Here is a 13,962-nt window from a genome sequence, read left to right on the forward strand (position 1 = left end):
ATGACCGACATGTTTCATCTGGGATGGTTCCTGAACTTCGTCGCCGACGAGTGGAATGGGAATTGGGGCGACGGTGGGCGTGACTTCACCGGAGACTTCTACGTCGAAATGGCGAAGGATCTGGAGCGCGCCAAATTCGACTACGTCCTGATCGAGGACAAGCTCATGGTGTCGACCGCCTACGGCGGCACGATGGAACACGACCTCAAGCACGGGGTGAACCCCAAACACGATCCCGTTCCGCTGGCCGTGATGATGGCGATGGCCACCAGCCGCCTCGGCGTCGTCCCCACCATGTCGACCACGTTCTACCCGCCGTTCCTGCTGGCACGGCTGTGCAGCACCATCGACCACATCGCGAAGGGACGGTTCGGCTGGAACGTCGTCACCTCCGGTGAGGACCGCTCCGCGCAGAACTTCGGACTCGACAAGCTCTACGAGCACGACGAGCGCTACGCGCGGGCCAGCGAGTACATGGAGGTGGTCACCAAACTCTGGGAGTCGTGGGAGCCGGACGCCATCGAACGCGACTACACCACCGGCACGTACGCCAACTTCAAGAAGGTCCACACGATCGACTTCGAGGGCAAGTACTACAAGGTCCGCGGCCCACTGAACACCGCGCCCTCCCCGCAGTACCGCCCCACCATCGCGCAGGCGGGCGCGTCGCCGCCCGGGCGCGAGCTCGCCGCGCTGCACGCCGACACCATCGTCGCGCCTGCCAACGGCGTCGAGGCCATGCGGTCCTACCGCGACGACATCCACGCGCGGATGAAGGCCATCGGACGCGATCCGTCGCACTGCAAGCTGCTGTACCTGGTCTCGCCGATCGTCGCCGATACGCACGACGAGGCGCTGGCCAAGGCGGAGCGGTGGTTCACCAGCCCGCTCTACGTGGAGTACATGCTGGCCGAGATCTCGTCGATCACCGAGATCGACTTCGCCCAGTTCGATCTGGACGAGCCGTTGCCCGAGTTGTCGACGAACGGCGAGCGGGGGGCACTGGAGAGCTTCGTGGCCCGCGGCAAGGGAAAGACGCTGCGCGAGTTGGTCACTGGCGCAGGCACCATCGGCGGCAACCTTCAGTTCACGGGCACACCCGTCGAGGTGGCCGACGAGATGGAGCGGGTCATGGGAGAGGTCGGCGGCGACGGCTTCCTCATCACCAGCCCGGTCATGCGGCTCAACCGGCGCTACGTCACCGAGATCACCGACGGTCTGGTCCCCGAGTTGCAGAAGCGCGGCCTCACCCGCTCGGATTACTCCGGCACGATGCTGCGCGAACACCTGCGCGAGTTCTGATGAGCGACAAGAGGTTACACCTCGGCTGGTTTATGAACTTCACCGCCAACGAGTGGAACACGCCGTTCGGCAACGACGGCACGCCGTGGAACGGAAAGTTCTACATCGAGATGGCCCAGGCGATGGAGAAGGCCTGCTTCGACTACATCATGATCGAGGACACCCTCATGGTGTCCGAGGCGTACGGCGGCAACTCCGAGGTGTATCTGAAGTACGCGACCATGGCGCCCAAGCACGATCCGGCGCCGCTGGCCGCGATCATGGCCGCCGCGACGTCGAAGATGGGCGTGGTCGCCACGATGTCGACGACGTTCTATCCGCCGTTCCTGCTCGCGCGCCTGGCCTCCACACTCGACAGCATCGCCGAGGGACGCTTCGGGTGGAACATCGTCACCTCCGGTGAGGACGGTTCGGCGCAGAACTTCGGGATGGACAAGCTCACCGAGCACGATCTGCGCTACGACATCGCCGACGAGTACGTCGACCTGGTGTGCCAGCTGTGGGATTCGTGGGAGCCCGACGCCGTGGTCCGCGACCAGGAGACCAATACCTATGCGGACTTCAAGAAGGTGCGCGCAATTCACTTCGAGGGCAAGTACTTCAAGTCGCGCGGCCCGCTGAACACGGTGCGCTCACCACAGGGTCAGCCGACGTTCGTGCAAGCCGGCGGTTCGCCGAAGGGCCGCCAGTTCGCGGCGAAGTACGCGGACTCCATCATCGCCGTCGCCAACGGCGTGGATGGCATGAAGTCCTACCGCGACGACGTGCGCGCGCGGGCCGCCGCGCAGGGCCGCAATCCCGACGACATCAAGGTGCTCTTCGTCGTCAGCCCCACCCTCGGCACGACCGAGGAGGAGGCGTGGGCCCGCAAGAAGGCCGCCGCCGAGGACCCGGCGTTCTTCGAGCAGGCCCTGGCCAGCATCTCGTCGGTCACCGACATCGACTTCTCGGTCTACGAGCTGGACGAGCCGCTGCCCGAGCTGGAGACCAACGGCGAGCGCGGATCGCTGGACAAGTTCGCCCAGTGGGGCAGCGGAAAGACGTTGCGCCAGTTGGTTCTCGACGCCGGCGGCACGTCCGACTCCATCGAGCTGGTGGGCACACCCGACCAGGTCGCCGACAAGATGGGCGAGGCCATGGCCGAGGTCGGCGGCGACGGCTTCCTGATCAGCACCCAGAGGGTCAGCAAGGCCTACATCACCGAGATCTGCGAGGGACTCATTCCGGCCATGCAGCGCAAGGGACTGGCACGCACCGAGTACACCCAGTCGCACCTACGCGACACGCTGCGCGAGTTCTGAGCATGTCGGCGTTGGGGGCTTCGACCGTCGACTCCGCGGTCGCCGCGCTGCGTGCAGGCCGCATGGTGATCGTCGTCGACGCCGAAAACCCCGATGACGACGGCGATCTCATGCTGGCCGCCGGACACGCCACGCCGGAACGAGTCGCGTTCATGGTGCGGCACACCAGCGGAATCCTTTGCGTCCCCATGCCGGCAGGCAACCTGGACAGGCTACGTCTGCCACCGATGGTCGCCGTCAACGAGGACCCACGCGGCGCCGGCTACGCCGTGTCGGTGAACGCCAAGACGGGCATCAACAGCGGAATCTCCGCCGCCGACCGCGCCCGAACGATCGCGCTACTCGCCGACCCCGACACGCAGCCGGGCGATTTGAGTCGGCCCGGCCACGTGTTCCCGCTACGGGCCGTCGACGGCGGCGTGCTGCGTCGGGCCGGGCACACCGAGGCGGCGGTCGACTTGGTGAGGCTGGCCGGGCTGCCCCCGGTCGCCGTGATCGGTGAAGTGCTCTGCGACGACGGAGAGGTAGCACGCGGAAAACGACTGCAGGACTTCGCCGAAGAGCACGAGTTGATCATCGTCACGATATCGGAGCTGATCGCCCATCGACGCTTGACCGAACGCCTGGTGGAGTTCAAGGCCTCCAGCCGCCTGCCGACGCACCACGGCGAGTTCCAGGCCAAGGGTTTCCACTCGCTGCTCGACGACCGCGAACACATCGCGCTGGTGATGGGTGACGCACCCCGCCACGGCGACGCGCCGACACTCGTTCGGGTGCATTCGGAGTGCTTGATGGGCAACGTCTTCGAGTCGGCGGGCTGCGACTGTGGCTCCGAACTCGACGGCGCGTTGCAGATGATCGCCGCCGAGGGTTGCGGCGTGGTGGTCTATCTGCGCGGCCAGGAGGGGCGCCACGCGTACGGCCTGCAGGATGAGGGGGATGCCCGCAACTACGGCGTCGGGGCGCAGATCCTCAGCGACCTCGGGGTGCGGCGCATGCGGCTGATCACGAACAACCCCGTCAAGCGAATCGGGCTCGAGGCCTACGGTCTCGAGGTCACCGAAACCGTGGAGCTGCCCGCCTCGGCCACCGATGAGACGTCAATGTCCTGCTGATGCGCGTCGCGTCCAATCCCCGGTCGCGATGGTTCCTGCCGTTGATGGCGGCCAGCGGGGTCACGATGAGTCTCACCGCGCCGCTGGAAGTGATCTTCGTCAGCGAGTTCTGGCACAGCAGCCTGTTCATCGGCATCTTCATGCTGAGCGCGGCCGTCGGTGTCATCGCCGTGGACGTGTTCGGCACCAGGTTCGTGCCGAACCTCGACGCTCGTGCCGCGCTTGCCGTCGGACTCTGTCTGTTCGGCGTCGCATGCATCGGCATGGGTCTGGCCTCCGGTGGCGTGGTGCTGATGGCGTCGCGAGTGCTGCAGGGCCTCGGCGGCGGAGTGGTGCTCGGTGCAGGCCTGCAGGCCGCGGTGCGGGTCCATTCCATGGGAGCCGACGTCGCCCGGTCGTTGGGACGGTTCAACGCAGCCTTCCTGTTCGGCGGTGCCATCGGCTCGCCGGGCGGCCTGCTGATCGCCGGCATCATCGACGGGCGGTTCGGATACCAGGTCGCCTTCGTCGTCACCGGCGTCCTCGCACTGCTGGTGGCGGCCGTCCTTGCCGCCGCGGTGCCGAGCCTGGCCGCCCCGTCGGGAATGCTCCCGCCGCGCATCGGACTGCCGCGCTTCGAGCGGATACCCGGCAGCGGTGCCGCGCTACTGCTGGCCATGAGCGGCGACTTCCTGCGTGGCGGAGTGCTTTTCACCGCCCTACCCCTCGCGGGTGCCGCGCGGGACTACCCCACGATGACGATCACCGTCGCCATCGCATTGATGTCCGGCGTCGAGATCGTCGTCCTCGCCGTGGCGTACCGGCTCATCCAGCACGTCGGGATGACGAGCATGCTCATCGCCTCGTTCGGGCTGGGAACGTTGTGCGCGATCACGCTCGCCGTCATGCCCGGTGCGACGACCTACCTGGTGGTGTCCGCGCTGTTCGGCGTCAGCCTGGCAGGCGCCACCGCAGGCCTGCCGGTGCTCGTCGTCACCCACGTCGGCGAATCCTCGGCCGGGCTGGCGAAGTTCCGCATCTCGGCGGGCATCGGGATCCTGGCGGGTTCGGTCGGCTGCGCGGTGCTGGCCAACCAGATCGGCATCGCGGCACTGTTCGCGGTCGTCGCCGTGGTCCTGCTGGGCAGCGCGCAGCTCGCGCACTTCGTCGGGCGACGCGTGGCAACGTAACTCGGGCGAAGCAACGACGCCCGAGCCCGTTAACAATCGACTGATCCAATGAACACGTGTCAATACGTGAACCAGCTCCCTACGGCGCATGCCAAGCGCGGCTCTACCCTGCGGCACACGTCCGTCCGGAAGTGCAGTACCAGCGGCAACGCCAAAGCCCCGACCGGCTGAACAATTCCGCGCGACGCACCTACGACCTGCTGCGGTCGACCCTCGTCACGACCGGCCGGAACATGGTCCTCGTCGAACGGGAGCTGACCGACGCGTTGTCGGCCAGCCGCAACACCGTGCGGGCCGTGCTCCAGCAACTCGCCCGCGAGGGCCTCGTCACGCGGGAGCCGAAGAACGGGACGCGGGCGACGGGGTCCCTCCTCCTGCGGATCGACGAGCTCAGCGCCGTCAACCAGTTCGTCGGTGAGCCGTCGGCCCGGTTCGAGGCGCGCACGCTCGAACGTCGACCGCTCGGTTGCCCGCCGATGGTTCGCGATCGGCTACGCCTGCCGGCCGGCTGGACCGTCCTGATGATCGAGAGCCTCGTCCTGCAGGACGAGGTCCCGCTGGGGTTGGCCGTCAGCTACATCGCCCTCGGGGAACAGGACTCGCCGGACTTCGACGTGGACGAGCCGGACGTCATCCTGTTGCTCGAGCGTCAGCTCGGGATACGCATCGGCGGCAGCCAGACCACCGTCGGCGCGGTCGCCGCCGATGAGCAGACCGCTGAGCTCGTCGGCGTCAGGGTCGGCGCGCCGCTGGTCTGGCTCGAGGACCTCATCGAGGACGAGAACGGGCAGCCGCGGGCGCTGTCCCAGCTCAAACTGCGTGGCGACCGAGTCGCCTTCTCCGCCAAGGCTTATCGGACCGCCTGACGGCCCCAGCATCCGTCGGTTGGCCAACAGCGTCGCCCCGAGCACCGCCAGACCCACCACCGCCGACACCAGCATCGCGAGTTGGGCGCCCAGCAGGCTCGATGCGACGCCAAGGAGCACCATGCCCGTCGGCAGAGCGATGCCGATCGTCGTGGTGACCAATCCGAGCGCGGCAGTGCGGTGGTGGGGCGAGACCGTTGCCACGGGCAGCGTGGCTTGCGTCGCGCCGAACAGGCCCTGGCCGATGCCCGCTACGCCGAGGGCGAGAAGCGCGACGGCAAGTACGGGGGTGTAGGCGACTATTCCCAAGCAGCACAGGCACACCGCCACCCCGAACGAGTACGCGATCATCGGCCGCCGCACCGGCCGGACCACCAACGCTGCAGCGATCACCAATTGCACGACGCCGGCCGTCGCACCGATCACGCCCGTCATCGCCGCCCCGGCGCCGAGGTGTTTGGCGATGACCGGCACCAGCGGCATGAACGCGAAGTAGAAGAGATTGCAGATCACCGTCACCAGAAGGATCACGACGAGCGGTCGTGAGTTCCGCAGCAACCGCCAGTCGGCCTCCGTCCGCGCCACGCGGATGGTGGTCGTGGCAGGTGCCCCTCGGGTCACGCGCCAGAACAGCAGTGCCGAGCACGCGAGTAGGGCAGCCGGAACGGCGAACGCCACGCCGAGTCCGAATGCTGCGACGGTGATCCCGCCGACCAGTGGTCCCAGCATCATCGCGCTGGCGATTCCGGTGACCTCGGCGTTGAGCACCCTGGTCGAGCGCACCGGCCCGGCCAGCTGGAACAGCAGTTCGCGTTGTGCGGTCATGTTCACCATTCCGCCTATGCCGTAGGCGAACTCGAACGGGTAGACCATCCAGACGTCGACGGAGCCGCTGCCGACGAGCACGGCCATCAGCACAGAGATCGGCAGCAGCGCGAGCTCCGTGAGCAGGACCAGCTTCCGCGGCTCCACGCCGACCCGCGACGACACGTAGCTGCCCAGCAGCATCGGCGCGAACATGGCGACACCGACGAACTGGTTCGCAATCGGCTGCGCGCCAAGGTGAGTGACGAGATAGGTGCCGAGAAACAACCCCGCCCAACGGGTCAGGTGCCACATCCACGAGCTGATCAGCAGCCACGGCACCGAACCGTTCAGAGCGCGACTCGGGGATCCGCTACCGACTGCAGGGCGTCGACGACGATGTTGGTCACCACGTAGAGCAGTCCGATCACGAGCGTCACCCCCGCGATCGCGTTGAAGTCGGCCTTGTCGATCGCCCGCGAGATGTACTGCCCGATACCGGGTCGGGCGAAGATCAACTCGACGAGGATGCAGTTGCCGAGCATCACCGCGACCTGCAGGCCGATCAGGGCGAATACCGGCCCCATCGAGTTGCGCAGCGCGTGCACGATGAGGATTCGCTTCTCGCCGAGGCCAATTGCGCGAGCCGTCCGGGTGTGGTCGGCGCGCATCGTGGCCTCCAGACTACTGCGCAGCACGCGGCCGACGGCCACGGCAGGGGTGATTGCCAGGCAGAAGGCAGGCAGCAGAAGGTGATACAGGTCGTCGACGAAGATCTCGGGACGCCCGGCGATCAGGCTGTCGATGAGCAGCGAGTGCGTGGGCCCGGTGGGGGCGTCGAGATACGACGTTTGGTCGGTGATCGGCAGGATCGGCAGGAAGCGGTAGAACACCACCATGCCGATCAGACAGGCGAGGAACACCGGCACCGACGCGCCCGACACCATGACGACACGCAATACCCCAGATCCCCGCCAGCCCTGTGCCGTCGCCAGGCCAAGGAAGAAGCCGATCAGGGCGGTGAAGATGAGCGCGACGCCGAGGAGTTCCAGCGTCACGGGAAGGAACTTCGCGATGTCGGAGAGGACCGGCGTGCGCGTGAGGCTCGACTGGCCGAGGTCGCCCTGCACGGCATGGACCAGGTAGTTCCAAAATTGGAGGGGGAACGGCTGATCGAGCCCGAGTTGATGGCGTCCGGCGGCGTATACCTCCGGCGAGGCCTTCGCACCGACGAGCGCGGCAACCGGATCGACCGGTGCCACCTTCTGCAGAGAGAAGACTGCAAGCACCAGGACCAGCAGGACGGGGATCGCGCCGAGCAACCGGCGGGGCAGCACGGTCAACATCAGCGATCACGAATCCGGTCGCGAATCGCGTCGCCCGCAAAGTTGGCGACGATCGCGATGAGTGCCACCGCGATGGCCGGCATCACGGGTATCCACCACGCGCTGAAGATGTAGGTAAGTCCCTGTGCGCTCATCGATCCCAGTTCGGGTGCGGGCTGCGGCGCGCCGAGGCCGAGGAACGACAGGGTGGCCAGCATCAGGACGAGCGCCGCGACGTCGAGGCTCGCGGTGACGATCGTGACCGGCACGGCACCGGGCAGTAGATGGCGGGAGATCAGCCGCCACCAACTCACACCGCCGACCTGAGCGGCCTCCATGTGCGGCGAGGCCCGCAGCTTGCGCACCTCAGAGCGCACGATGCGGGTGTACAGGGGCCACCACACGATCGCCACGCCGATGAGCGTGTGGACGTAGGACCGCCCGAGGGCAGCCACCACCGCCAGGGCGAGGATCGGGCCCGGCAGTGCGAGGAACGCGTCGGTCATGCGCATGAGGACGGCGTCGAACCAGCCGCCGAATGCGCCGGCGACCAACCCGATGAGACCACCGAAGACGACCCCGAACGCAACCACGGCCAGGGCGCCGAACCAGCTCATCTGCATGCCGCACAGCACCCGGCTCAGGACATCGCGGCCCACGGTGTCGGTGCCGAGCAGGTTGACGGCGTTGGGCGCGGCCATCGGCTGTCCGGCCACGGCCAGTGGGTCGTACGGTGCGATCTGCCCGGCGAAGATCGTGACGACGAACATCGCCGCCAGCGCCCCGAAGGCGACGTAGCTGGGCACCGAGGTGCCAAGGAAGTACTGCCGGATCGCCAGCCCGGCCCGACTCCTATAGTGCACCAGTCCCGTTGGCACGTAGTACTCGGCAACTGCCATGGCATCTCCTTCTGTGTTCGGCGATTTCGGCGTGATCGGTCTCGCTCAACGTGACAGATCACGCCGAAATCGCTTGGGGGCTAGAACTCGCGCAGCGTCTCCCGCAGGGTGGACTTGGTGTACTCGGTGCGGGTCAGGCCCAGGCGTTGCAGCTCGGGGACCAAACCGTCGGTGATCGACGAGATGTAGTTCCGGTTCAGATCCCAGCCCGGCTTCATGATCAGGAAGCCGTCGCCGCCGATCTCCTCCATCGCCTCGCCCATCTCCCGCGCGACTTGCTCTGGCGTACCGACGAATTCGACGCCGGTGGTGGCCCAGTCAATCGCGAGCTTGCGCAGCGTCTTCTCTCCGGGGCTTCCGTCGCCGCGCATGAAGTGTTCGAGCGAACCCCGCTCACCGTTGGTGGTCAGCCCCTCCGGCAGCGGCTCATCCCAGTCGAACTGCTTGAAGTCGATCTCGGTGTTGGACGAGATCCCGACGAGTTGCTTCTCGATGTAGCTCGCCCTCGCGGTGAGACGGTCGATCTCGGCCCGCGCCTCGGCCTCGGTAGGCGCGATGACGGGTGACACGCAGAACATCAGCTTGATGTCGTCCGGATTGCGGCCGGCCTCCGCGGCGCGTTTACGAATGTCGTTGCGGTACTCGCGCATTCCCTCGACACCGGTGCCCACGGCGACGATCGAGTCGGCGGCGCGTGCGGCGAACGCCCGGCCCCGTGGCGAGGCGCCTGCCTGCAGGATCGTCGGCTTGTGCTGTGGGGAGGGCACCGTGTTGAGCGGACCGCGGGACTTGAAGTACTTGCCGACGAAGTCGACCGTGTGCACCTTCTTGTAGTCCGCGTAGGTGTGGGTCTCGCGGTCCATGACGACCGCGTCGGCCTCCCACGACTCCCAAAGCTGATTCACGACGTCGAAGTACTCGTCGGCGACGTTGTACCGCTCGTCGTGCTCGGGGAGCCCGTCCAGGCCGAAGTTCTGCGCGGCCCGGTCCTCGGCCGACGACACGATGTTCCAGCCGAACCGGCCCTCGGCGATCGAATCCACCGTCGAGGCCAACCGGGCCAGCAGGTACGGCGGGTAGAACGACGTCGACATCGTCGCCACCACGCCCAGCCGTGACGTGTTGGCTGCGATCAATACCGCCAACGGAATCGGGTCGTGCTTCGGCGCGAATACGGAGTTCTTCAACGAACCCTCCATGGTGCCGCCGTAGGCGTCGGCCACCATGACGGTGTCCTCGATCATGATGTAGTCGAAGCAGGCGCGTTCCATGCTCTTCGCCATGTCGACGTAGAATCGGCCGTTGGACCACTTCGCTACGTCCGGTGACGCCCAGGGCGTATCCCATTCCGGCGGAATGAAGTTCATGAACCAGCCCAGGTGGAACCTCTTCGTCATCGCCATCTCTCCCTCGGTGCGGACGGTGCGAATCGTCTGAGTCGCTGCAACATTCATCGAATACGAGCCCTGTGTCCCGGCGACTGCGCCGCCGTGGCACCGGTATTACGCCACCTGGTCGGCCGCCTCGGCCGTCGCGAGCAGGCACGACGCCAGGTGCGGGCTGACGCCTTCGATGGAGAGCAGGGTGGGGACCTCGCTGTCGCAACCCTTTACGCGCTCCGGGCAGCGTGGGTGGAACGCGCAACCCGAGGGGATCGCCAGCGGGCTGGCCGGCTCGCCCGGCAGCCGCACCGGATCCTTCCCAGGGCTGGGCACCGCGGCGAGCAGGGCCTTGGTGTACGGGTGCTGGGGGTTGGAGATCAGATCCTGCGTCGGCGCCAGCTCCACGATCTGACCGAGATACATGACCGCGATCCGATCGGCGATGAACCGCGCGGCGGCCAGGTCGTGGGTGACGAACATGACCGCCATCCCGAGTTCACGGCGCAACTCCTGCAACAGGTTCAACACCGACGCCGCCAGCGACGCGTCGAGCGCCGAGGTGGGCTCGTCGCACAGCAGGAGGCGCGGAGGCACGATGGTCGCACGGGCGAAGGCCACCCGCTGGCGCTGGCCGCCGGACAGGCTGGCTGCCTTGACGCCGGCGAGATCGGGCGGCAGGCCGACCTGCCGCAGGGCGTCGACGACGCGCGCCCGGCGCTCCGTGCGGTTCGTCGTCTTCAGCAGTCGCTCGCCGACGATCTCGCCCACCGTCATCCACGGGGTGAGCGAAGCGCCCGCGTCCTGAAACACCATCTGCGGCCGCGGACCGAGGTAGTTCACGGTGCCGCCGTCCGGCTCCATCAAGCCGGCCACGACGCGCAGCAGCGTCGACTTGCCCGAACCCGACTCACCGACGACGGCGATGGACTCGCCGGGGTCGACGTCGAGGATGACGTGGCGCAGCGCGTGCAGGCTGTCCTTCCTGAAGCCGCGGCGCACCGGGAACCGCTTCTCGACGCCGTTGATCTGCAACGCCTTTCGCGACTCGTCGAGCTGCATCATCGACGGGAACGGCAGCGTCTCGAGGCGAGTCTGCACGCCTGACGTCGCGTTGGGCACGATGCAGGCCGCGACGCCGGAGTGGGTGGACGCAGGCACCGGCTCGGGAAGCACTTCCGAACACGTCATGATCGCCGCCGAGCAGCGCGGCGAGAATGCACAGCCCTTGGGGTGCTCGCGCGGGTCTGGTGGCTGGCCGGGCAGCGCCTGGATCGCCCGGCCGAGCGGCAAATCCAGGTCCAGCCGGGAGTTCAACAGGCCCACCGTGTAGGGGTGCGACGGCGCCCGCAGCACGTCGTCCATCGTGCCGAGCTCGGCGAGTCGCCCGCCGTACAGCACCGCGACCCGATCGGCGATCTGGGAGGCGACGCCGATGTCGTGGGTGACGACGATGAACGACGTGCCCAATTCGCGGCACAGGTCGCGCAACAGGCCGAGCACCTGGGCCTGCACGGTGACGTCGAGGGCCGTCGTCGGTTCGTCGGCGATGACGAGATCCGGCTTGCCTGCGACGGCCATGGCGATCATGACCCGCTGCCGCAACCCGCCGGACAGCTCGTGGGGGTAGGCCTTCATGCGGCGGGCGGGATCGGGGACGCCGACGAGTTCGAGCAGCCGGCGCGCCTCGTCGGCGTCGCCCGCCGCCTCGATGACCTGCTTGCCGACCCGCATCGTCGGGTCCAACGACGTCATCGGATCCTGAAACACCGCGCCCAGGTGAGCCTTTCGGACTCGGCGGCGCTCGTCCGCGGAGGCTGCGACCATGTCGATGCCGCACACCTCCGCCGTTCCGGTGATCACGGGTGCGGGCTCACCGGTGAGCAGACCGAGCAGGCCGAGACCGAGGACGCTCTTGCCGGACCCCGACTCCCCGACGAGCGCCAGCACCTCGCCGGGCTGGACGTCCAGGCTGACGCCTCGCAGCGCGTGCAGCGGCACCCCGCGACGCTCGAAGGTGACGTTCAGGTCGCGCACGCGGGCCCGCGGCGGCACCTCGGCGGGGCCGGATGGCTGGCCCAACTGCACGACGTCGTCTGTGAAGATGCTCATGGCTCGACCCTCGGTTCCGGTTCCGTCGGGAATAGCGCGAGGAAGGCGGCATCGCTGGCACGCGTCCACACATTCTGTTGGACACAGCCAAGCGGCAAGCCGTGACGGTGTCACGACGCGTCGGTATCCATCGGATTGCGCCGACGTTGCCGGGGGCCGGGGACACCGTCACTCCGCCGTCGCGCCACCCCCGCCCCCTGGCCGCGGCCCCCTCTTCTCGCCGAGTGTGCGGTGTCGTACGCAACACGCCGCCGCGGCGTACGAATCCGCACAGTCGCGGCGTTATCGGACACCGTTGGCCGGATCCGTCGGGCCGTCGCCCGCTCGCCACCCCCGCGCGTCGAGCGTGCGGCGTCATACCCAACATGCCGTCGCGGCGTACGAATTTTGCACAGTCGCGGGCTTGCCGGAGGCCGATGCAGGCTCCACCCATGGGGGAGATCGACTGGCCGTTTCGGGGTTGGGATGCCGTCGAGGCCGGCGTGCTGTCGGTTCGCCAGCTACGACGCTTCTACGTACCGGTGTATCCCGGAGTGCACGTGCCTCGCGGCGTCGAGTTATCGGCGGTCCAGCGGGCGCGGGCGGCCTGGCTGTGGTCGCGTGGACGAGGCGTCGCCGCCGGCTTGTCGGCATCGGCGCTGTTGGGCACCGATTGGATCGAGCCGGGTCTACCCGCCGAGTTGATTCACCCGAACAGACGACCACCGCCGATGCTCATCGTCCACACCGACGAGCTCGGGTGCGACGAGACGCGGCTCATCGGCGGCATCCCGGTGACGACGGCGGCCCGCACGGCGTTCGACCTCGGGCGACGGCTCGGGCTCGACGACGGTGTCGAGCGCATCGACGCGCTGATGAACCGGACCGACGTCAAGGTCAACGACATCGAGGCCATCGCGCAGCGGCATCCCGGCGTGCGCGGCCTGGTGCAACTTCGGCGGACGCTCGATCTGGTGGACGGTGGCGCCGAGTCGCCGTACGAAACGCGTACCCGACTCCTGTTGATACGGGCCGGTTTTCCACCGCCAACGACGCAGATCAGGGTGTTCGACGAGTACGGCGTCGTGTTCGCGCGCATCGACATGGGGTGGGAGGAGTACCTCGTCGGGGTGGACTTCGAGGGTGCACATCACTGGAGTAATCCCAAGCAGCGATCGCGTGACGTGCTGCGCTACGCCGACCTGCCCAACCTCGGCTGGATCGACGTCCGATTGACCAGCGGGATATTGCACAACAGCCCGAAGGCCTTCCTCGACCGTGTCGGTGCGGCGCTCATCAGCCGCGGCTGCCCGAAGACGTGGTGACTGTGCATCTGCGTACGCCGGGGCGGCGTGTTGCGTACGAAACCGCACAGTGGGCGAAGAGGGGCGGCGGGGATGGGAAGCGGCGGGGAGGGGCGGCGGGGAGGGGCGGCGGGGAGGGGGAGGCGGTCGGCGGCGCCGGCAGCCCACCCGCGGCTGCCCCAAGACGTGGTGACTGTGCATCTGCGTACGCCGGGGCGGCGTGTTGCGTACGACACCGCACGGTCGGCGAGGGAGGGGAAGGGGGCGGGGGTAGGGGAAGCGGCGGGGAGGGGCGGGGAGGGGGGGGGGGGGGGGGGGGAAGGGGGGCGCAATCCGATGGATACCGACGCGTCGTGACACCGTCACGGCTAGCCGAGCCGCGGCGCAATACAAGCTTTACCCTCCGG

General features: G+C 67.7%; 10 protein-coding genes and 1 pseudogene. 6 read left to right on the forward strand and 5 right to left on the reverse strand.

All coding sequences use genetic code 11. The annotated features are described in order from the left end of the window. From N536_RS0103905 to N536_RS41225, 5 genes are all read left to right on the forward strand, one after another. The gene (locus tag N536_RS0103905) at positions 1-1,302 is read left to right on the forward strand and encodes an NtaA/DmoA family FMN-dependent monooxygenase (RefSeq protein ID WP_029112400.1); all 1,302 of its coding nucleotides are present in this window, start codon (positions 1-3) and stop codon (positions 1,300-1,302) included. Beyond that, positions 1,302-2,603 carry an NtaA/DmoA family FMN-dependent monooxygenase gene (locus N536_RS0103910; RefSeq protein WP_029112401.1) on the forward strand — a complete coding sequence of 434 codons (1,302 nt, stop codon included), beginning with the start codon at positions 1,302-1,304 and terminating at the stop codon, positions 2,601-2,603. Before N536_RS0103905 ends, N536_RS0103910 begins: the two co-directional genes overlap by 1 nt. An 11-nt stretch (positions 2,604-2,614) precedes the next feature. Continuing rightward, entirely contained in the window at positions 2,615-3,718 is a 1,104-nt protein-coding gene (gene ribB, locus N536_RS37415) for a 3,4-dihydroxy-2-butanone-4-phosphate synthase (protein WP_231514399.1), read from the forward strand. Continuing rightward, positions 3,718-4,887, forward strand: coding sequence for an MFS transporter (locus N536_RS0103920; protein ID WP_231514400.1), 1,170 nt, complete (start codon positions 3,718-3,720; stop codon positions 4,885-4,887). The genes ribB and N536_RS0103920 overlap by 1 nt, the downstream gene beginning before the upstream one ends. Positions 4,888-5,120: 233 nt before the next feature. Beyond that, the gene (locus tag N536_RS41225) at positions 5,121-5,753 is read left to right on the forward strand and encodes a GntR family transcriptional regulator (RefSeq protein ID WP_231514417.1); all 633 of its coding nucleotides are present in this window, start codon (positions 5,121-5,123) and stop codon (positions 5,751-5,753) included. Between the two features lie 30 nt (positions 5,754-5,783). Here N536_RS41225 and N536_RS42850 read toward each other — a convergent pair. The 5 genes and pseudogenes from N536_RS42850 to N536_RS0103950 form a co-directional block, all read right to left on the reverse strand. Further along, positions 5,784-6,872 (reverse strand): annotated as a pseudogene (locus N536_RS42850) (MFS transporter); the annotation flags it as partial. A 35-nt stretch (positions 6,873-6,907) separates the two neighbouring features. Beyond that, positions 6,908-7,903, reverse strand: a complete 996-nt coding sequence (locus N536_RS0103935) for an ABC transporter permease (protein ID WP_029112405.1) — start codon at positions 7,901-7,903, stop codon at positions 6,908-6,910. After that, on the reverse strand, positions 7,903-8,781 hold the full coding sequence (locus N536_RS0103940) for an ABC transporter permease (protein ID WP_029112406.1): 879 nt from the start codon (positions 8,779-8,781) through the stop codon (positions 7,903-7,905). Before N536_RS0103940 ends, N536_RS0103935 begins: the two co-directional genes overlap by 1 nt. An 80-nt stretch (positions 8,782-8,861) precedes the next feature. Then, the gene (locus tag N536_RS0103945; RefSeq protein WP_029112407.1) at positions 8,862-10,178 is read right to left on the reverse strand and encodes an NtaA/DmoA family FMN-dependent monooxygenase; all 1,317 of its coding nucleotides are present in this window, start codon (positions 10,176-10,178) and stop codon (positions 8,862-8,864) included. Between the two features lie 105 nt (positions 10,179-10,283). Then, positions 10,284-12,272: an ABC transporter ATP-binding protein gene (locus N536_RS0103950; RefSeq protein ID WP_051574211.1), complete on the reverse strand. Its 1,989-nt coding sequence runs from the start codon at positions 12,270-12,272 to the stop codon at positions 10,284-10,286. Positions 12,273-12,703: 431 nt separating this feature from the next. Here N536_RS0103950 and N536_RS0103955 point away from each other — a divergent pair, with 431 nt between their 5' ends. Then, positions 12,704-13,576 carry a hypothetical protein gene (locus tag N536_RS0103955; protein ID WP_029112409.1) on the forward strand — a complete coding sequence of 291 codons (873 nt, stop codon included), beginning with the start codon at positions 12,704-12,706 and terminating at the stop codon, positions 13,574-13,576. The last annotated feature ends 386 nt before the right edge of the window (positions 13,577-13,962 follow it).

This window comes from Mycobacterium sp. URHB0044 (genome assembly GCF_000620625.1).
Taxonomy (GTDB): Bacteria; Actinomycetota; Actinomycetes; order Mycobacteriales; family Mycobacteriaceae; genus Mycobacterium.

What these genes read in the sequence shown, in the direction of transcription:
- N536_RS0103940 (WP_029112406.1), bottom strand. Translation starts at nt 8,781, where the DNA reads ATGGCAGTTGCCGAGTACTACGTGCCAACGGGACTGGTGCACTATAGG.
- N536_RS0103920 (WP_231514400.1), top strand. Translation starts at nt 3,718, where the DNA reads ATGCGCGTCGCGTCCAATCCCCGGTCGCGATGGTTCCTGCCGTTGATG.
- N536_RS0103950 (WP_051574211.1), bottom strand. Translation starts at nt 12,272, where the DNA reads ATGAGCATCTTCACAGACGACGTCGTGCAGTTGGGCCAGCCATCCGGC.
- N536_RS41225 (WP_231514417.1), top strand. Translation starts at nt 5,121, where the DNA reads ATGGTCCTCGTCGAACGGGAGCTGACCGACGCGTTGTCGGCCAGCCGC.
- N536_RS0103945 (WP_029112407.1), bottom strand. Translation starts at nt 10,178, where the DNA reads ATGACGAAGAGGTTCCACCTGGGCTGGTTCATGAACTTCATTCCGCCG.
- N536_RS0103935 (WP_029112405.1), bottom strand. Translation starts at nt 7,903, where the DNA reads ATGTTGACCGTGCTGCCCCGCCGGTTGCTCGGCGCGATCCCCGTCCTG.
- N536_RS0103905 (WP_029112400.1), top strand. Translation starts at nt 1, where the DNA reads ATGACCGACATGTTTCATCTGGGATGGTTCCTGAACTTCGTCGCCGAC.
- N536_RS0103955 (WP_029112409.1), top strand. Translation starts at nt 12,704, where the DNA reads ATGGGGGAGATCGACTGGCCGTTTCGGGGTTGGGATGCCGTCGAGGCC.
- N536_RS0103910 (WP_029112401.1), top strand. Translation starts at nt 1,302, where the DNA reads ATGAGCGACAAGAGGTTACACCTCGGCTGGTTTATGAACTTCACCGCC.